The following is an 18,250-nucleotide window of genomic DNA, read 5'->3' as shown; positions in this document are numbered from 1 at the left end:
TGGTCAGTCGTTCGTGAGCCCTCGGGGCTCCGGGGAGTCCCTCTCGTCCGCGTAGTTCTCGTCCGTGTAGTTCTCGTCCGTGTAGTTCACATTCGCGGAGTTCACCTGCGCGGAACTCACGTCCGGGGGATTCTCGTGCGCGGGGTTCTCGTCCGGAGAGTCGCTCTCGTGCGCCATCGCGCGCCGAACCGCCCAGATGGTCGCGGCAAACGCCACCAGCGCGAGCGGCCACCCCATGGCGATCCGCGCAGCGCCGAGCCAGTTGACCTCGTCATTAAGGTAGAGCGCGTGCTGCAGGACAGCGCGTATCGCGAAGAGTCCGGCCCAGATCCAGGTGGCGATGGCGTACCAACGCCGGGCGTGCGGGTTCCTGCGCCAGGACATACCCTTTCCGTCGAGGAACCCCCAGATCACACCGACCAGCGGCCACCGAGCGAGCGCGGACAGTGCGAACGCCCCGCCGTACACCGCCTGCGTGATGATCCCGTAGAGGAAATACCCCTTCGCGCTTCCGGTGCGCCAGGCGATCAGGACACCGATCGCGACCCCGATGAACCCGGAGATCGCGGGCTGGGGGTTCTCGCGTCGGACCAGTGACCACGCCAACATCGCGACCGCCACCCCCAGGGCGGCCCATATCGCCACGGTCAGTCCCCAGAACCCGTTGACGGGAACGAAGGTCAGGATGGGGATCGACGAGTAGACGAGCCCGCGGACTCCACCCATCTGATCGAGCAACGAGGCGTCCGGGTCACCGAACGAGGCCTTGCGCTTGGTTCTCGTGCTGTCGTCGGAAGCGTCCCCGGTGGCCTGCTCCCCAGCTCGTTCAGACTCTGTCACGCTTCTCCTCCGCGTCCCGCGCGCGGTTGCCCACTGAGCAACTCGTAGCGCGGATTGAACATGATCTTCTGACCATCCCGGACGCCGATCCGTCCGGTGACCTTGACGAAGCGGCCGGTGTCGATTCCCGGGATCGATCGACGTCCCAACCAACACACGTCTACCGCACCCGTCCCGTCGTACAGTTCGGCGGTCACCCCGAGGAACTGCTCTCCTCCCCCGGACAGGACCGTGCGCACCCGACCGGCCAGGGTGACCAGTTGCCCCCGCTGCGCGCTCTCTACCGGCGAACTGCCGGTTCCCTGCACCACGCCGGCCAGGTCCACCGCGTCGAGCGACTCGAGCGGCGCTGTCAGGCGAACCGAGAGCCCACGGAACATCCGTGCCACTGACATGGCTCCCCTCTCGGAGCGTCGGTCGATCAGAGCTCGTCGGTGCCGCGGAGCCGGTCCATGGCGCTGCCGTCCCTGCGCGGCTGCGACGCCGGCTTCTGTACCGGCTGCGACGCCGGCGTCTGCTCCGGCTGAGACGCCGGACTGGGTTCCTGAGCCGGTGCCGGGGAGCTCGACGCCGGCGTCTGGCCGGTCTGAGGCCGGGCCTGCGGGTTCTGAGGCCGGGCCTGCGCTGCCGCCTGGGCGGGTTGACCTGCTGCCATCTGCTGCTGATAGGCCTGCGCCTGCTGCTGCGCGGCCAACTGCGACTGCGCCTTGACCAGCGCCTGTTGGATCTCGTCAGGGATGGTCAGCGGCAGTGCCTCCCGGACGGGCATCGGCCCCTCGCCACGGTTCACCAGGAGATGCTCGAACACTTCTCTGCCCTCTTCGGCGGCCTGCTCCGCCAGTTCGGGGGTGGCCATGATCCGCACCTCGGCGGTCCACCGGTGGCCGTCGACCCCGATCGCGCGGAACACCGCGCCGGGCATGGCGGCCACGAGCTCACGCCCCCACGGGCCGTCCTCGACCGTCACCTCGGCGCCCTGCCCCTCGAGCTGCTCGCGCATGCCCGCGACCATGGTCCGCCACTGCCCTGCGGACTTCGGGGCGGCGAAGGCGCGCGGGATGACCCGCGACACGGAGGTGACCACGTGGAACTCAGGTTGACCGTTGGGATCCAGAGCGACGTTCAGGTCGCGTCCCTTGGGTACGCCGATCACCAGGGAGCCGAGGTCGAGGTGTCCGAAGCCGAGATCGGTGTAGTACCGGGTGACGTCCGCGATCGCCGAACGGTCATGAGGTCCCGCCGTAGACGGTGCGGAGTCCGCGGCGTCCCCGGGGGCGGCGGCCTCGCTGTCCCCGGTCACCGACTTCTTGCGTCCGAACATGGTCGAATCCTCTCCGCATGCGACCCGGTCCCGGTCGGGACCGTGCCTCCTGACGCTACCCAACGATGTCGCCGCCGGTCAGGTCAGGCGGTGGTGGCCTCCGGTCGATCCGTGACCACGCTCGCCCCGGTCGGTCTCGTCGAGCTCGTGGACCTCGATGACGTCCCAGAGTTCGACTCGCTGGATGAGCAACTGTGCGATCCGGTCACCGCGTCCGATGCGGACCGGTTCGGACGGGTCGAGGTTGACGAGGTTGACCTTGATCTCGCCGCGGTACCCGGCGTCGACGGTTCCCGGGGCGTTGACGATCGAGAGCCCGGCACGCGCGGCGAGCCCGGATCTGGGGTGCACGAGGCCCGCATATCCCTCCGGGATGGCGACGGACACCCCTGTGCCCACCAACGACCGTTGCCCGGGTGCGAGTTCACAGTCCTCAGCGGAATAGAGGTCGATACCCGCATCCGAAGGATGAGCCCGGGACGGCACGGGGAGCCCGGGGTCGAGCCGCCGCAGACGCAACGGTCCGCCTGATCCGACCGGGTGTTCCGAGTTGCTCATTGCTGGCCGCCCTCCTGCCGGGTGGAGCCCGGGTGATGGATAGTCTTGATGTCGTGACCGAAGAAGATCTCCGACCGTCGCCCGACCGCGTCCCGCGCCGTGTTCATTCAGAACGCCTCCTGGTACCGGGATGGTGGTGGGTGGTTCTCGTCGCCGTCACCGGCCTCGTCGCCGCCGTGGCGTTCACGCTCGGCGCCCCGTGGTGGTTGTGGCTCCTCACAGTGGTCGTACCCGCGCTGTTCGCCTGGCTTTTCGTGACCGTCGGGCGCGAGCGAATCGAGGTCGAGTCCGACGGTCAGGGTGGAGGAACCCTGTACGCGGGCCGGGCACGTCTTCCCTTCGAAGCCATCTCGCGCAGCGCCGTCGTTCCGGCCACCGCGAAGCAGGCCGCGATGGGGCGCCAGCTCGATCCCGAGGCGTTCGTCGTCCACCGCGGGTATGTCCCCACCATGGTGATCGTCGTCCTAGACGACCCTCTGGACCCCACGCCGTACTGGCTCGTCAGTACCCGCGACCCCGAGGGACTCGCGGCGGCGCTTCCGGACAACCACTACAGCTGACTGATCAGCCCGCGCAGTCCACACAGATCGGGAGCCCGTCCTTCTCCTCGGCGAAACGGCTGCGGTGATGGACGAGGAAGCAGTCGCCACAGGTGAACTCGTTGTCCTGCTCGGGAACCACCCGCACGGTGAGTTCCTCTCCTGAGAGGTCTGCACCCGGCAGCTCGTAGGACTCGGCGGTGTCCGTCTCGTCCACGTCGACCTCGCCGGTCGCCCCCTCCGCCCTCCGGGCCTTGAGTTCTTCCAGCGAATCACCGGCGAGCTCATCAGCTTCGGTCCGGCGGGGTGCGTCGTAGTCGGTTGCCATGAGTCTCTTCTCTAGCGGTCTGGTGACGAGGGTGGTCGGTTCGATCGTTGACCGACCGGCGCACGCATATTAACGGAAACTAGCAGGGATTTCATCCGAGCTGCCGGACCGTGTCCCGGCCGGGACGCTGACACCCCGGCGATTACAGTGGTGAGGCGGACCCGGACAGGGCTCCCGCACCGTGACACCTGCAGGAAGGACCCTCATGGTCGTCCACCTCAGCGCCCAGGCGACTCCCAGTCCGACCCCCACTCGGGGGATGGGACGCATGCGCAGCCCCTACATCTTGTTCGTGGTGGCCGCGTTGGTCCTCGGTGGTGTCGTGTGGGCCCTCGCCCTCAGGGGAAGCGATGCCGCGACCCAGGCCGCCGCCTGCCCCGTGACGCCGGCGGCGGAAGAGGCCGGACTGCAGGCACAACCGGCCGACGCGCTCGACTCGGTCGAACCGGCATTGTTGTCGGACACGAGCGTCCGGGTGCTCAACGCGAACGGGCAGAGCGGTCAGGCCGGGGCGGTCGCAGCCCAGCTGGCCGAGCGCGGGTTCCAGCCGGCGGGAGCAGATACCACGGGCAACGACCCCGTCTACGCCCAGGATCTCGAGTGCCACGGACAGATCCGCTACGGCCAGGCCGGGCAGGCGAACGCTCGGTCACTCTCGTTGGCGGCGCCGTGCATGCAGTTGGTGGCCGATGGCCGGGACGACGCGTCCGTCGACCTGGTGCTGGGGACGATCTTCTCGCGGTTGTCGGACTCGACGGAGAGTGTGGGCTCACTCGACGAACTCAAGGTCGGTCGTCAACCGATCTCCGCCGAACTCGAGGCGGCGCGCGCGGTCAGCTGCTGACCGGCCGCTCGAGCCCCTCCATCGCGTCCAGGGCGGCCAGGGCGGCCGAGAACGCGGATGCCACACCGGGTGCGGCGGCAACAGTGGGGACCTCGTCGTTGTCGGACACCATCACCATCGCACCGGCCTCGGCGGCGATCAGTGCCCCGGCGGCGTGATCCCACGGTTTGAGGCAGCGCTCGTAGTAGGCGTCGAGGCGGCCGGTGGCCACCATGCACAGATCCAGGGCCGCGGATCCGCACCGTCTGATGTCGCGGATACGCGGGAGGAGCCCTGCGACCACCCGCCCCTGCTCGGCGCGGACGTCCGAGTCGTAGGAGAACCCGGTCCCCACGAGCGCCAACGACAGGTCGTCACACCCTGACGCCGCCAACTCGGTGACCGTTCCCCCCGCGGATCGGAGACTCGATCCGCGTCCGACACCTGCGGTCCACGTCTCGCGCGTGACGATGTTGTGCACGGCACCCGCGAGGACGACGCCGTCGACCTCGGCCGCCACGGAGACGGCGGTGAAGGGGATCCCGTAGAGGAGGTTGACGGTCCCGTCGACCGGATCCACCACCCACCGCACCGCTCCCCGACCCGCGGCGGACCGGTCCTCGCCACCCTCCTCCCCCAGGACCCGGTCGCCGGGCCGGGCAGCGGCCACCTCCGAACGGAGGTGCTCCTCCACCGTGGTGTCGATGACGGTGACAGGGTCGGTCGCCGAACTCTTGGCGCGCGGGTCGAGACCCGTAGGGGCGAACTGCTCCAGCATCCGCCGGGCCACGTCGCCGCCCGAGACCGCGAGGTGCGCCGCGAACTCCCTCAACTCGTCGATCGTGTCCGCGTCGATTTCTCCCGCGACATCGTGAACCGTCTCCTGCGCCATGTCGGCTCCCCTCGTCGTCGTCCCCGAATGAACCGGTCACTCGGCCGTACCGGACAGATACGCTGACGAACGGGCGCTCGTCGCCCCCATCGTGCCCCGTCGGCCCGGTGGTCTCCAACCCCCAGCCGTGACCCACACGGCCCGTCACACGGGAGCCTCAGATGCCCACCCCCACCCCCGCCGGGCGCGCCCAGGCATCGGTCACCTCCACCGGATTGGGGGTGGACGTCGGCGGTACCGGGATCAAGGTCGGAGTGGTGGACCTCGGCACCGGGGAACTCCTCGGCGAGCGTTTGACGCGTGACACCCCGCAGCCGGCGACGCCGGACGCGGTCGCCGAGGTGATCCGCGCGATGGTCGAGGAGCTCGGATGGGACGGCCCGGTGGGAGTGGCACTGCCCAGCGTCATCCACGACGGAGTGGCGCGGATCGCCCACAACATCGACGACTCCTGGGTCGGCTGCGACGTGATCGACCTGTTCGACAGGCACCTGCCGGGACGCTCCGTGGTGATGCTCAACGACGCAGACGCCGCGGGGATCACCGAGGTGCACTACGGCGCCGGTGAGGGCGTCGACGGTCTGGTGATACTGCTGACCTTCGGTACCGGGATCGGTTCGGCACTGCTGCTGAACGGCCGTCTCATCCCCAACACGGAGTTCGGACACCTCTTCGTGGAGGACATCGCCGGCCGCGGCTACGACGAGGCCGAACACCTCGCCTCGGCGTCGATCCGTGCACGGGACGACCTGAGCTTCGAGGAGTGGGCGCCCCACGTGTCCAACGTCCTGCGCTCTCTGGAGGACCTGCTCTGGCCCCGCGCGTTCGTGCTCGGGGGCGGGGTCAGCGAGGCCGCCGACGAGTGGTTCCCGCTGCTGGACAACCGCACCCCGGTTCGCGCGGCCATCCGACTCAACGACGCCGGGATCATCGGGGCCGCACTGTACTCAGCGGGGCACGCGGGCCTGGTGGACCTGGGGGCGACGTTGTCCCCCGACGCCTACTGACCCGTCGTCTTGAGCGCCTGATGCGACCTCCGGGCTGGTTCCTCGTTACAATGGCGCAGGCCGGGATCACCTACCGGCCGGGGACGGGCCCGGTACCGCAAGGCGGACGGCTCGAGTGTCGGCAGACTATGCGGCATCGATCCCCGTTTCCCATCGATTTACCGGTTGTGAAGGGGCGTTTGTGGCAGCCACGAAGACCACCAGTTCGGATTCCGCGATGAGCGGCGATCCGTCGAACACCGAGGTCACGGGCGAGGCCCCCGCCAAGAAGACCGCGGCGAGCAGGACACCTGCGAAGAAGGCCGCTCCCGCCAAGAAGACGGCGGCCAAGAAGGCGTCTCCGGCGAAGAAGACCGCGGCCAAGAAGACGGCGGCGAAGAAGACCGCGGCCAAGAAGACCGCCGGTCCGGGCGATTCCGCGCCTACCGATGCAGCTCCGATCGACGACGCGCCCGTCGAGGCTCTCGAGGTCGAGCCGGACACCGCCGAACTCGAGGACGTCGAGGTCGAGGTCGTCGACGTCGATGACACGGAGGCCGACGAGGAGACCAAGGAGGGGCCCACCGCCAAGGACAAGGCGTCGGGCGACTTCGTCTGGGACGAGGACGAGTCCGAGGCACTGCGGCAGGCCCGCAAGGACGCCGAGCTCACCGCGTCCGCCGACTCGGTCCGCGCCTACCTCAAGCAGATCGGCAAGGTCGCGCTCCTCAACGCCGAGGAGGAGGTCGAGCTCGCCAAGCGCATCGAGGCCGGCCTCTACGTCACCTGGTTCATCTCCCAGGTCGCCGAGCGCGGCGAGAAGCTCACCACCGCGCAGAAGCGTGACTACCGCTGGATCGAGCGCGACGGTGTCCGCGCCAAGAACCACCTGTTGGAGGCCAACCTCCGGCTCGTGGTGTCGCTGGCCAAGCGGTACACGGGCCGCGGGATGGCGTTCCTGGACCTCATCCAGGAGGGCAACCTCGGACTGATCCGCGCTGTCGAGAAATTCGACTACACCAAGGGCTACAAGTTCTCCACGTACGCGACGTGGTGGATCCGTCAGGCGATCACCCGCGCGATGGCCGACCAGGCCCGCACCATCCGTATCCCGGTGCACATGGTCGAGGTCATCAACAAGCTCGGCCGCATCCAGCGTGAGCTGCTCCAGGACCTGGGCCGCGAGCCCACCCCGGAGGAGCTGGCCAAGGAGATGGACATCACCCCGGAGAAGGTGCTGGAGATCCAGCAGTACGCCCGCGAGCCCATCTCCCTGGACCAGACCATCGGCGACGAGGGTGACTCGCAGCTCGGCGACTTCATCGAGGACTCCGAGGCCGTGGTCGCGGTGGACGCCGTGAGCTTCACGCTCCTGCAGGACCAGCTCCGCTCGGTGCTCGACACGCTCTCCGAGCGCGAGGCCGGAGTCGTCCGTCTGCGGTTCGGCCTCACCGACGGGCTTCCGCGCACGCTCGACGAGATCGGTCAGGTGTACGGGGTCACTCGTGAGCGCATCCGTCAGATCGAGTCCAAGACCATGTCCAAGCTGCGGCACCCGTCCCGCTCCCAGGTCCTTCGGGACTACCTGGACTAATCTCCCGCCGTAGAACGCACCCGGGCCCCGTCGTGATCGACGGGGCCCGGTCTCGTGTGCGGGGTGGGGCGGGCGCCTCCACCTGATCTCACCAGCTACGCAGCAGCGAGATCCGTTCCCGGATCTGTTCTGCCGACGCCATGGGCACCGGCGGACCACCGCAGGAGTTCCGCAACTGCGTGTGGATCGCGCCGTGGGACTTGCCCAGGCGGCCCGAGTACACCGACACCAGCGTGTTGAGCTGACGGCGGAGGTCCTTGAGTTCTGCCGCGGAGGCCACGCGATCGGCGGCGGCGCCCGCGTGGGCGCCCGGACCGGCGGCGTTCCCGGGGAGGGTGGTGCCGGAGATGGTCGGGTCCGTTCCCACGCCCACCACCGCCACCGCTCCGGGTGCCGAGGACGCCTCGCCGGACGTCCGCTTGATCTGGTTCTTCTCCCGCTGACGCAGGAGTGCCTTGACGTCGTCCGCGCCGAGCAGCCCGGGGAGACCGATGTAGTCGGCCTCCTCCTCGCTCCCGGCAAACGTGGCGGTGCCGTACGAGGACCCCTCGTACACGATCTGGTCGAGCTCGGCATCGGCGCCGAGCGAGATGTATCCCTTGTCCTCGTCATCCGAGTCGGGCTCGTCCTGCTGCTGGTTCGCCTGCGCCAGCAGTTCGTCCTCGAGCCCGTCCTCACGGTGCGGCTTGCCCAGAACGTGATCGCGCTGGGCCTCCATCTGCGAAGCGAGCTGCAGCAGGACCGGGACCGACGGCAGGAACACCGACGCCGTCTCCCCGGGCCTGCGTGAGCGGACGAAACGGCCGATGGCCTGGGCGAAGTACAGGGGGGTCGACGCGCTGGTGGCGTACACCCCCACGCTCAACCGCGGCACGTCCACGCCCTCCGAGACCATGCGGACCGCGACCATCCACTCGTCCGTCGAGGCGGCGAAGGTGCCAATCCGGCTCGAGGCCGTGGGGTCGTCGGAGAGGACGACGACGGGGGCGCGCCCGGTGATCTCCGTGAGCAGCGCAGCGTACTCGCGTGCGCGTTCCTGATCGGTGGCGATCACCAGCCCTCCGGCGTCGGGCACTCCGCCGGCCCTGATCTGCCGGAGTCGGGTGTGTGCTGCCTGGAGCACCGCGGGCATCCAGTCGCCGTGGGGGTCGAGTGCCACCCGCCAGGCGCGGGAGTTCTGGTCCGCACTGAGCGGTTCACCGAGACGGGCCGAGAACTCCTCGCCGGCGTTGGTGCGCCACCGGGCCTCTCCCGAGTAGGCGAGGAACACCACGGGCCGGACGACACCGTCGGCCAGCGCGTCGGCGTACCCGTAGGAGTGGTCGGCCCTGGAACGCTGGTGGCCCTGGCCGTCGGGTTCGTAGGTGACGAACGGGATCGGGCTGTCGTCGGAGCGGAACGGCGTGCCGGTCAGGGAGAGACGACGCTCGGCGTCGTCGAACGCCTCGCGGATGCCGTCTCCCCAGCTCTTGGCGTCCCCGCCGTGGTGGATCTCGTCGAGGATCACCAGCGTGCGGCGGGACGCGGTCCGTTCGCGGTGCTTGAACGGATGTGACGCCACCTGGGCATAGGTGACCACCACTCCGTGGTACTCCGGTGCGAGGGCGCCCGAAGAATTGGAGTACTCGGGATCGAGCGCGATTCCGGCCCGCGCCGCCGCCTCGGCCCACTGGTACTTGAGGTGCTCGGTGGGGGCCACCACGGTGATCGCGTCGACCGTCCGGTCGGCAAGGAGCTCGGTGGCCACGCGCAGACCGAACGTCGTCTTTCCGGCGCCGGGGGTGGCCACGGCGAGGAAGTCCTTCGGCCGGGCCATGAGGTACTTGCGCAGCGCGGTCCGCTGCCATGCGCGCAGCGGCGCGCCCCCGGCCGCCGCGGAGGTGGAGTCTGCGGCCTGTTCGTCGGTGCCCGGGACCGTGCCGGGTTCACTCACCAGGCTTCAGGGTCTCGTAGACGCGCTTGCACTCGGGGCAGACGGGGGAACCGGGCTTGGCGGACCGGGTGACCGGGAAAACCTCGCCGCACAGGGCGATCACGTAGGAGCCCATGACCGCGCTCTCGGCGATCTTGCTCTTGTCCACGTAATGGAAGAACTTGGGGGCGTCGTCCTGCGTCTCCTCGGTCGTGGTGACCTCGGGGCGCTCTAGTGTCTTGGTCCGGGTGGTGCTCACCCCCTCATGATGCCGCACGCCACCGTCGGTGCGCCAACGCCGGAGTACCTTGGGGGCCATGGCACCCGACTCCCGTCGCAAGCGGTCCAAGGATCGGGACGGCACCGCGAAGCCCGTTCTGATCACCGCCGCACGGGAGCCCTACCGGGACGAGCTCGCGGCGCGGAAGAAGCGGTACTTCCTCCTGATGTCCATCCGGATCCCGGCGCTTCTCCTGGCCGCGGGTTCCCTCGCTCTCTGGAACAACCCGTGGATCGCACTGGCCATCGTCGCGGGCTCCATACCGATCCCCTGGATCGCGGTGATCAGCGCCAACGACAGGCCGCCGTTGCCCAAGGGCCAGGCTCGTCGATACACCGCGGGGGCCCTGTCGAACCACACCCCCTACGCCGTGCCGCCGGGGCTCGTGGGAGGTCCGGCGCGCCAATCCCCACCCCGCGAGATCCCAGCCCGTGAGAACCCGGCCCGTGAGAACCCACCGCGTGAGAACCCGGCCCGCGAGAACTCGGTCTCTGAGAGAACTGCCCCCGAGACCCCCGACCACTCCGACCGACCCGACGAGAGCGACCCCGCCCCGTGACCCTGCCCGTCCCCACACTCGCCCGGCTCGCGCCGGCCCTGGCGGAGGCGTTCCGCGACTGCCACTTCACGGTGACCGGACTGGAGGACGCCCTGGGGGCGGAGGCGGTCGCGGCGCTCGCCCGCTCGGACGCGGCGTCCGTCCGCAGACGTGCCCGCTCCGCCGGGCCGACCGGGATCCTGGTCCGGTTGTTCATCCTGGGCGACGCCCTCCTCGAGACCGAGGTCGCGGCGGCGCTGCCGGGCGTGCCCGTCAGCGACGGGATCGCCGCCGGGTTGTGGTGGCGTCCGAACCCGCCGGAGGGAACGCTCCGTTCGATCGTCGACCTGCGCCCGGTCGACACCGGTCACGGGACCCGCTGGGTCTTCGCGGACGTCGACGGGTCAATGGTCCACGCCACCACGAGGCCCGACCACGTCCTCGGGGTCGGGCAGGCCACGCTGTCCCTCCTCCGGATCACCCCCACCTCTCACGCGGACTCGGTACTCGACCTCGGCACCGGCTGCGGAATCCAACTCGTACACGCACTCGAGACCGCGAGAACGGCGACGGGCACCGACATCACGCCGCGGTGCCTGGAACTGGCGGCCGCCACGCTCGCCATCAACGGGTTGGACGGGGAACTGCTCGCCGGCCCCTGGTTCGAGCCCGTGGGGAACCGTCGATTCGACAGGATCGTGGCCAACCCGCCCTTTGTGGTGGGTCCCTCCGACCCCGGCCACTCGTATCGCGAGTCGGGGCTCGCTCTCGACGGGGCGAGCCGGACGGTCGTGTCCGGCGCCCCAGAGCACCTGACGGAGAACGGCACCGCGGTCATCCTGGCGTCCTGGGTCGAGCGACGGGACACGGACTGGCGGTCCCACGTGTCGTCGTGGATCCCCGCCGAAGGCGTGGAGGCCTGGGTACTCCGCCGCGACACCTCCGACCCGGAGCTCTACGTGTGGACGTGGCTCACCGATGAGGGGATGGACCCGCGGGACGAGTCCACCGCCCGCGCCGCGGACGCCTGGCTCGACCACTTCGAGGACGAGGGCATCGACGGGATCGGGTTCGGCTACGTCTACCTGCGACGCATCGACGGAGCCTCGTCGGTGCTCTGTGAGGACCTCACCCACCCCTTCGACGGGGGGCTCGGGGACGAGGCCGAGGCCTACTTCGCGCGCACCGCGTGGCTGAGAGCGGCTGCGGATCGGCAGGGCGGGCAGGCGCAGGCCCTGGACGCGACGGTCTTCACGGTCTCCCCCGACGTCCATCTGCACGTCTCGGAGTCCCTGGCGCCGGACACCGGTGGTCCGGGCAGGAGGATCTCGGGCTCGGGCGATCCGGGTACAGGCGAGTCGGGCTGGGGCGATCCGGGTACAGGCGAGTCCGAGGACGACGGATCCGGGTCCACGGCAGCTGCCGGCTCGGTGATCGTGGAGCGGGTCACCGGCGCGCGCTGGCGCCACGAGATCGATCCGCTGACGGCAACTCTCCTCCGGGGTGCGCGAATGGGCGCGCTTCCGCTGGAGGATCTGGTCGTCCTGGCCGCCGCGGGCGCGCGTGAGGACCCGGAGGCGCTGGCGGAGCCCGTCCGCAGGGTCGCGGCCGATCTGTTCCTGCACGGTTTCCTCGTCCCCGTCGGGGTTCCCGGCGTGCTCCCGCCCGGCGTCCACACCGCCCACCCCGAGGGGCGGGCCGACGCGTGAGAGCGGTGATCTCCCGTGTCACCGAGGCGTCGGTCACGGTGGACGGCGAGGTGGTGGGCGCTCTCCCCCGCGCCGGTCTGCTGGTGCTGCTCGGCGTGTCGAACGACGACGACGAGGCGGACATCACCACGATGGTCCGCAAGATCGCGGAGCTGCGGATCCTGCGCGACGAGAAGGGCGCGGTCGAGATCGGCGCGCCCGTCCTGGTGGTCAGTCAGTTCACCCTCATGGGATCGACGACCAAGGGGCGCCGACCCTCATGGTCTCGCGCGGCCCCCGGGGAGCGGGCCGAGGCCGCGGTCGACGCGGTGGTACGTGGACTCCGTGAGCGCGGGCTCGAGGTGGCGACCGGGGTGTTCGGCGCGATGATGCAGGTCAGCTCCGTCAACGACGGCCCGTTCACCGTCCTCGTCGAGACCTCGGTCTCCACACCGTCGTGACGGACGTCATGGACCCGGGAACATTCCCGGCACCACCGCCGTTGTAGCAGTACGTGACCGTGACCCGGACACGCGCCCGTTCCGTCCACCAGCAACCGACCGCCGGCTCTGATCCACCGGGCCGGCAGGAGGAGGAGACATGACGTCAGCCACCACCCGATCGGACCGTCGGACGGAGGCGGATTCGGACGGCCAGAGCCCCAGCGCTGACCTCGTTCGCGTCTACCTCAACGGGATCGGCAAGACCGCTCTGCTCAACGCGGAGGACGAGGTCGAGCTGTCCAAGCGTATCGAGGCCGGTCTCTACGCCACGCACCTCCTGGCCACCAAGAAGCGGATGGGCCCCACCAAGAAGGCCGACCTCAAGGTGATCGTCGCGGAGGGTGAAGCCGCACGCGCTCACCTCCTCGAGGCCAACCTGCGCCTGGTGGTCTCACTGGCCAAGCGCTACACGGGGCGCGGTATGCCGCTGCTGGACCTCATCCAGGAGGGCAACCTCGGCCTGATCAGGGCCATGGAGAAATTCGACTACGCCAAGGGTTTCAAGTTCTCGACCTACGCCACGTGGTGGATCCGCCAGGCCATCACCCGGGGCATGGCCGACCAGTCCCGCACCATCAGGCTCCCCGTTCACCTGGTGGAGCAGGTCAACAAGCTCGCCCGCATCAAGCGGGAGCTCCACCAGCAGCTCGGGCGCGAGGCCACCCTCGACGAGCTCGCGGAGGAGTCGGGCATCGCCGCGCACAAGATCGAGGAGCTGCTCGACCACTCACGTGACCCGGTGAGCCTCGACATGCCGGTCGGCGCGGACGAGGAGGCGCCGTTGGGTGACTTCATCGAGGACGCCGAGGCCACCAGTGCCGAGAACACGGTCGTCACCAACGTCATGCACTCGGACGTCCGCGCGGTCCTGTCCACGCTCGAGGAGCGCGAGCAGCAGGTCATCACCCTGCGGTTCGGTCTCGACGACGGCCAGCCGCGGACCCTCGACCAGATCGGCAAGCGCTTCGGGCTCTCGCGTGAGCGAGTCCGTCAGATCGAGCGTGAGGTCATGGCCAAACTCCGCGAGGGGCGCCGCGCCGACAAGCTCCGCTCCTACGCGGTCTGAGGTCCGGTCGGACCGGACGGGCACACCACGACGCCCCGGCTCCTCGTCGGACGGGTTCGCACCCGTCTCGGGAGCCGGGGCGTCGTCGTGGTCATGACCGGGCGTCGGGCCGCTGCCCCGCGGTCGGGCCACCGGGCCGCTGCCCCGCAGTCGAGCCGCCGCCCTGCAGTCGGGCCACCGGGCCGCTGCCCCGCAGTCGGGCCCTACCTCAGTCGCCGCGGCCCCTCGTCGCCGCTGAACCGCGGGGGCGGGCCCAGGTACACCTGCGCATACAACACGGACACACCGTCGGGGGCCGCGAGCGCGGGGTCGAGGGACAGCCGTCGCAACTCCGGAACGTCGTCCACCAGACACGAGATCCGGCCCATGAGCTCCACCAGGGCATCGCGATCAGCCGGGGTGTCCCCCGCGTACCCGTCGAGGATGGGAGCCGCCCGCGGTCGGTCGAGGAGCGACCGGGCCTCGGACCGGGAGATCGGCAGCGTACTGAACGCGCGATCGGCCAGCAGGTCCGAGAGCATCCCGGACAGGCCGAAGGAGATGAGCGACCCGAAGATCGGGTGGTCCGCCACCCGGATGGTCACGGCGACGCCCTTGGTCGCCATCTTCTGGACGTGGAGCGATCGCGAGCCGGTGGTCGTCTGGAGGTCGTCGAACGCGTGACGGACCGCCGCCGCGTCCGTCAGATCCAGCCGGACCCCGGACTGGTCACTACGGGTCCGCCACTTCTCGCCCATCGCCTTGACCGCCACCGGGTAGCCGAGCTCCTCGGCCGCCATGGCGGCCTGCTCGACCCCGGCCGCGACACGGTAGTCGACGATGCCGACCCCGTAGCACTCCAACAGACTCCGGACCTGCCCCTGGGTGAGTTCGAACGACTCCCTCCCGGCGTTGGAGTGGCACAGCGAGTCGACGAGGTCCCGCGCGCGAGCGCGGTCGATGTCGTCGTACCCGGCCGGTTCCTCCGCGGGCTGGTCCAACCACTCGGCATAGCGTCGGGCGCGCACCAGCGCGGACACCGCACGTTCCGGGTACGGGTACGAGGGGATGGAACCCCGTGAGGCCACGCCGGACTCGTCGGTGATGGTGAGCCCCTCGGGAAGGCCCTCTCCGGCGAGAAAGGTACTCACCACCGGCTTGGAACTGCCCGCCGCGGCGGCCCGGATGGCCTCGGCGTAGGCGTCGGGTTCGGTGGCGACGGGTGGGACGAATACCGTCAGAACCGAGTCCACCTCGTCGCGGGCCACCACGTCGGCTATCGCGGCCCGGAAGTCCTCGGGCAACGCCCCTGCACCCAGGTCGACCGACTGCGCCACGGTGAATCCCTGCAGCCGCGCGGAATCCCCACCCAGCCGGCCGACGGCGGTCGAGTTCCCGACGATCGCCAGCCGCCCGCCCGCCGGCAGCGGCTGATAGGCGAGCAGCGTCGCGGTGTCGAACATGTCGGTGATGGAGTCCACCTGGATGAGGCCGGAGTCGCGGAACAGTCCGCGGATGGCCGACGCGGTGAGACCCTGCACTCCCGATTCCAGGTCGTCGGCGGCCCGGCGGACCACGACGACCGGCTTGTTTCGGGCCACCCGGCGCGCGATCCGCGAGAACTTGCGGGCGTTACCGAAACTCTCCAGATAGAGCAGGACCACCTCGGTCCCGGTGTCCGTGTCCCAGTACTGGAGCAGGTCGTTACCGGAGACATCGGCACGGTTTCCCGCCGAGACGAAGGTGGACAGGCCCAGGCCGCGGCGCGCGGCGGCGGCGAGGATGGTGATGCCGAGGGCACCGGACTGGCAGAAGAACCCCGCCCGCCCCGGCCCGGGGACCACCTCGGCGAGGGTGGCGTTGAGCTGGACGTCGGCGGAGGTGTTGATCACCCCGAGGGCGTTGGGCCCCACCACCCGCATCCCGTGGGCGCGGGCCTCGCTCACCAGGCGACGCTCGGACACCACGCCCGCACTCCCCACGTCGGAGAAGCCGGCCGAGATCACGACGAGGGTCGACACCCCCTTGGACAGGCAGTCGTCGAGCACCTCGGACATGGACGCGGCCGGGACCGCCACCACGGCGAGGTCGACCGGGTCCGGGATGTCGCGGACGCTGGCGTAGGCGCGGACCGACTGCACGGACGTGGCATCGGAGTTGACCGGGTAGACCGGACCGGAGAACCCGTTTCCGATGAGGTTGCGCAGGACGGTGTGGCCGATCTTGCCGACCTGGTCCGAGGCGCCGATAACGGCCACCGACGCGGGCGTCAGGACCCTGGCGAGGCTCCGCGCCTCGGCCGCCGACTCGCGGGAGTTGCGGACGTTGGTCAACGCCTCGGTGGGGTCGATCGCGAACTCGAGGTGCAGGGTGGATCCGTCGAAGGAGCGCGATATCTCGTACCCCGCCCGGCGGAACACCTGGATCATCGACCGGTTCTCCGAGAGCACCTCCGCCTCGAAGTGGTCGATCCCGCACTCGGCAGCCGAGCCCGCGAGGTGTTCGAGGAAGATCGAACCGAGCCCCCGGCCCTGGTGTTGGTCCGAGATGGTGAACGCCACCTCGGCGAACGTGGAGTCGGGAAGGCGTTCGTAGATCGCCATCCCGATGATCTCCGCGCCCAGCTCGGCGACGAACGCCATGCGGTCGCGGTAGTCGACGTTCGTCATCCGCTGCAGTTCCTTCGCCGACAGCACGTCGTGGGAACCGAAGTAGCGCAGGTACCGGGTCCGCTCCGAGAGGCTGGAGTGGAAGCGGGTGATCTTGTCCGAGTCGTTGGGCAGCACCGGCCGGATCCGCACCGCTCGGCCGTCGGAGCCCAGTACATCAGCCGCCCATTCGTGCGGATAGCCCTCCGGATAGACGTCGACCGCCGTGTCGGTGGAGGCGTGCTCGGGCGGGTTGACGACTGGCGAGTCGCCTTCGGGGGCGTCGCCGTCGGTCGTTCCGTCGCCGGGGTTGGCCATCGTGGTCCTCCAAGAGACAACAGTCGTGAGTCGTGGGGCGCCTGCTGCGCGGGTGCGGTGTGGTCAGTCCCGGGGATCGTCCGGGTCGAGCCCGAGAAGGGGGTACACGGAGCGGCGGGTGTCGAGGATCGACTGGTCGAGACGGGCCAACGTCCGGTCCATCTCGCCACCACGATCCGCGCCGGCCGGTTCCCACGGCGTGTGCGCGGCGTCGCCGCCGTCACTCATCGTCTGCGGGACCCGGTCCGGCACCGTGAACCGGGCGGCCATGGCCTTCCACTCCTCCGGCACCCGGGTCTCCGGATCGACCGGGACCCCGAGGACCGCCGCGATGAGATGGGTCCACGAGCGCGGGACCACCCGGACCAGCTCGTAACCCCCACCACCGATCGCGATGATCCGCCCCTCGCAGAGCTCGTCCGCCAGCGCGATCAGTTGGAGGTAGGACTCCCGGTGCCCGTCGACCGTGAGGGACAGGTCGGCGAGCGGGTCCTCCCGGTGCGAGTCGCACCCTGCCTGCATCACGATGATCTGGGGTTCGAAGGCCCGCAGGGCCCCCGGGACCACCGCGTGGAAACCGCGCAGCCACAGCCCGTCGGTGACCGCCGGCAGGAAGGCCAGGTTCACCGCGGTCCCCTCCGCCCGGCCCACACCCGTCTCCGATGCCCAGCCCGTCGACGGCCACAGCGTCGCGGGGTGTTGGTGCAGCGACATGGTCAGTACACGGGGATCCTCGTAGAAGGCTGTCTGGACACCATCACCGTGGTGGACGTCGATGTCCACGTAGGCGATGCGGTCGTACCCGTTGTCCAGCAACCAGCTGATGGCCACCGCGGCGTCGTTGTAGACGCAGAATCCGGCTGCGGCGGCGGGCATGGCGTGGTGCATGCCGCCCGCCACGGAGACCGCCCGGATCGCGGCGCCACTGGCGATCGCCCGGGCTGCAGCCAGGGTGCCCCCGGCCACCGCGGCGCTCGCCTCGTGCATGCCCGGGAAGGTCGGGTTGTCCGCGGTGCCGAGACCGTGACTCATCCCGAAGTGTTCACCGGGCGGTAGGTCCCCGGCCGCCCTGACGGCGCCGATGTAGCGCGACGTGTGGACGCGGAGCAGTTCCTCGTCGCTCGCCGAACCGGGGTCGAGCATCTCCACGCCCTGCAGAACCCCCAGCTCCGTGGCCAGGGACATGGTCAGGTCGAGTCTGCGCGGACTCATCGGATGATCGGCGGAGTGCCGGTACTCCATCAGCGACGGACTCCACACGACCGAAGCTGCGACTCCGTCCCGGATACCGGCCATTGCCACCCGTCCTCCCGTCGCACCGGGACGCTCCCGGCGGCCCACACCCGGTCGGATCACCGAGATGCACGCCCCATGAATCTACGCGGCGGGGCCGGAACCGGACCGGCGATTGCGCGCCCCCCACCCCGGTTCGAGGCC

The 18,250-nt window shown here is 69.9% G+C and carries 18 protein-coding genes; 8 read left to right on the top strand and 10 right to left on the bottom strand.

Annotated features, from left to right (window positions below):
- Positions 1 to 3: 3 nt before the first annotated feature.
- The 4 genes from A6048_RS07575 to dut all read right to left on the bottom strand — a co-directional run bounded on the left by A6048_RS07575 (position 4) and on the right by dut (position 2,719).
- Positions 4 to 840 carry a DUF3159 domain-containing protein gene (locus tag A6048_RS07575; protein WP_412523701.1) on the bottom strand — a complete coding sequence of 279 codons (837 nt, stop codon included), beginning with the start codon at positions 838 to 840 and terminating at the stop codon, positions 4 to 6.
- Positions 837 to 1,235: an OB-fold nucleic acid binding domain-containing protein gene (locus A6048_RS07570; RefSeq protein ID WP_107749186.1), complete on the bottom strand. Its 399-nt coding sequence runs from the start codon at positions 1,233 to 1,235 to the stop codon at positions 837 to 839. The genes A6048_RS07575 and A6048_RS07570 overlap by 4 nt, the downstream gene beginning before the upstream one ends.
- A gap of 26 nt (positions 1,236 to 1,261) precedes the next feature.
- The gene (locus A6048_RS07565; protein ID WP_107749187.1) at positions 1,262 to 2,161 is read right to left on the bottom strand and encodes a DUF3710 domain-containing protein; all 900 of its coding nucleotides are present in this window, start codon (positions 2,159 to 2,161) and stop codon (positions 1,262 to 1,264) included.
- A gap of 78 nt (positions 2,162 to 2,239) precedes the next feature.
- A complete protein-coding gene (dut, locus tag A6048_RS07560) occupies positions 2,240 to 2,719 on the bottom strand; it encodes a dUTP diphosphatase (RefSeq protein WP_107749188.1) in 480 nt (159 codons plus the stop codon).
- A 140-nt stretch (positions 2,720 to 2,859) separates the two neighbouring features.
- On the opposite strand from dut, the gene A6048_RS07555 reads away from it, so the two are divergent.
- Complete coding sequence (locus A6048_RS07555; RefSeq protein ID WP_235027675.1) at positions 2,860 to 3,279, top strand: DUF3093 domain-containing protein; 420 nt, start codon at positions 2,860 to 2,862, stop codon at positions 3,277 to 3,279.
- Positions 3,280 to 3,283: 4 nt separating this feature from the next.
- On the opposite strand, the gene A6048_RS07550 is transcribed toward A6048_RS07555, so the two are convergent.
- Positions 3,284 to 3,586, bottom strand: a complete 303-nt coding sequence (locus tag A6048_RS07550; RefSeq protein ID WP_107749190.1) for a DUF4193 domain-containing protein — start codon at positions 3,584 to 3,586, stop codon at positions 3,284 to 3,286.
- A 268-nt stretch (positions 3,587 to 3,854) separates the two neighbouring features.
- Here A6048_RS07550 and cei point away from each other — a divergent pair, with 268 nt between their 5' ends.
- A complete protein-coding gene (cei, locus tag A6048_RS07545) occupies positions 3,855 to 4,430 on the top strand; it encodes an envelope integrity protein Cei (RefSeq protein ID WP_235027674.1) in 576 nt (191 codons plus the stop codon).
- Here the strand turns inward: cei and A6048_RS07540 are convergent.
- Positions 4,420 to 5,301: an inositol monophosphatase family protein gene (locus A6048_RS07540; RefSeq protein WP_107749192.1), complete on the bottom strand. Its 882-nt coding sequence runs from the start codon at positions 5,299 to 5,301 to the stop codon at positions 4,420 to 4,422. The genes cei and A6048_RS07540 overlap by 11 nt on opposite strands.
- A 161-nt stretch (positions 5,302 to 5,462) precedes the next feature.
- Here A6048_RS07540 and ppgK point away from each other — a divergent pair, with 161 nt between their 5' ends.
- On the top strand, positions 5,463 to 6,308 hold the full coding sequence (ppgK, locus tag A6048_RS07535; RefSeq protein ID WP_107749193.1) for a polyphosphate--glucose phosphotransferase: 846 nt from the start codon (positions 5,463 to 5,465) through the stop codon (positions 6,306 to 6,308).
- A gap of 115 nt (positions 6,309 to 6,423) precedes the next feature.
- Positions 6,424 to 7,881 (top strand): RNA polymerase sigma factor, encoded by a 1,458-nt coding sequence (locus A6048_RS07530; protein ID WP_372450614.1) that lies wholly within the window; start codon positions 6,424 to 6,426, stop codon positions 7,879 to 7,881.
- Between the two features lie 88 nt (positions 7,882 to 7,969).
- Here the strand turns inward: A6048_RS07530 and A6048_RS07525 are convergent, their stop codons facing one another.
- Together A6048_RS07525 and A6048_RS07520 are read right to left on the bottom strand one after the other, a co-directional pair.
- A complete protein-coding gene (locus A6048_RS07525) occupies positions 7,970 to 9,697 on the bottom strand; it encodes a DEAD/DEAH box helicase (RefSeq protein ID WP_235027680.1) in 1,728 nt (575 codons plus the stop codon).
- Between the two features lie 109 nt (positions 9,698 to 9,806).
- Positions 9,807 to 10,052 carry a DUF3039 domain-containing protein gene (locus A6048_RS07520; protein WP_017837712.1) on the bottom strand — a complete coding sequence of 82 codons (246 nt, stop codon included), beginning with the start codon at positions 10,050 to 10,052 and terminating at the stop codon, positions 9,807 to 9,809.
- Between the two features lie 58 nt (positions 10,053 to 10,110).
- Between A6048_RS07520 and A6048_RS07515 the strand changes: the two genes are divergently transcribed.
- The 4 genes from A6048_RS07515 to A6048_RS07500 all read left to right on the top strand — a co-directional run bounded on the left by A6048_RS07515 (position 10,111) and on the right by A6048_RS07500 (position 13,868).
- Complete coding sequence (locus A6048_RS07515) at positions 10,111 to 10,632, top strand: DUF3099 domain-containing protein (RefSeq protein ID WP_107749196.1); 522 nt, start codon at positions 10,111 to 10,113, stop codon at positions 10,630 to 10,632.
- Positions 10,629 to 12,320 carry a DUF7782 domain-containing protein gene (locus tag A6048_RS07510; RefSeq protein ID WP_107749197.1) on the top strand — a complete coding sequence of 564 codons (1,692 nt, stop codon included), beginning with the start codon at positions 10,629 to 10,631 and terminating at the stop codon, positions 12,318 to 12,320. The genes A6048_RS07515 and A6048_RS07510 overlap by 4 nt, the downstream gene beginning before the upstream one ends.
- Entirely contained in the window at positions 12,317 to 12,760 is a 444-nt protein-coding gene (dtd, locus tag A6048_RS07505; RefSeq protein WP_107749198.1) for a D-aminoacyl-tRNA deacylase, read from the top strand. The genes A6048_RS07510 and dtd overlap by 4 nt, the downstream gene beginning before the upstream one ends.
- A gap of 139 nt (positions 12,761 to 12,899) precedes the next feature.
- On the top strand, positions 12,900 to 13,868 hold the full coding sequence (locus A6048_RS07500; RefSeq protein ID WP_107749199.1) for a sigma-70 family RNA polymerase sigma factor: 969 nt from the start codon (positions 12,900 to 12,902) through the stop codon (positions 13,866 to 13,868).
- 203 nt (positions 13,869 to 14,071) lie between these two features.
- On the opposite strand, the gene A6048_RS07495 is transcribed toward A6048_RS07500, so the two are convergent.
- Together A6048_RS07495 and A6048_RS07490 are read right to left on the bottom strand one after the other, a co-directional pair.
- Positions 14,072 to 16,813 (bottom strand): bifunctional acetate--CoA ligase family protein/GNAT family N-acetyltransferase, encoded by a 2,742-nt coding sequence (locus tag A6048_RS07495; RefSeq protein WP_107749200.1) that lies wholly within the window; start codon positions 16,811 to 16,813, stop codon positions 14,072 to 14,074.
- A gap of 63 nt (positions 16,814 to 16,876) precedes the next feature.
- Entirely contained in the window at positions 16,877 to 18,109 is a 1,233-nt protein-coding gene (locus A6048_RS07490; RefSeq protein WP_107749201.1) for an acetoin utilization protein AcuC, read from the bottom strand.
- Positions 18,110 to 18,250: the final 141 nt, after the last annotated feature.

This window comes from Dietzia psychralcaliphila, from assembly GCF_003096095.1.
In the GTDB taxonomy this organism is placed as follows: domain Bacteria; phylum Actinomycetota; class Actinomycetes; order Mycobacteriales; family Mycobacteriaceae; genus Dietzia; species Dietzia psychralcaliphila.
The sequence above is the reverse complement of the archived record's forward strand: the minus strand, read 5'-3'. Positions and strand labels throughout refer to the sequence as shown.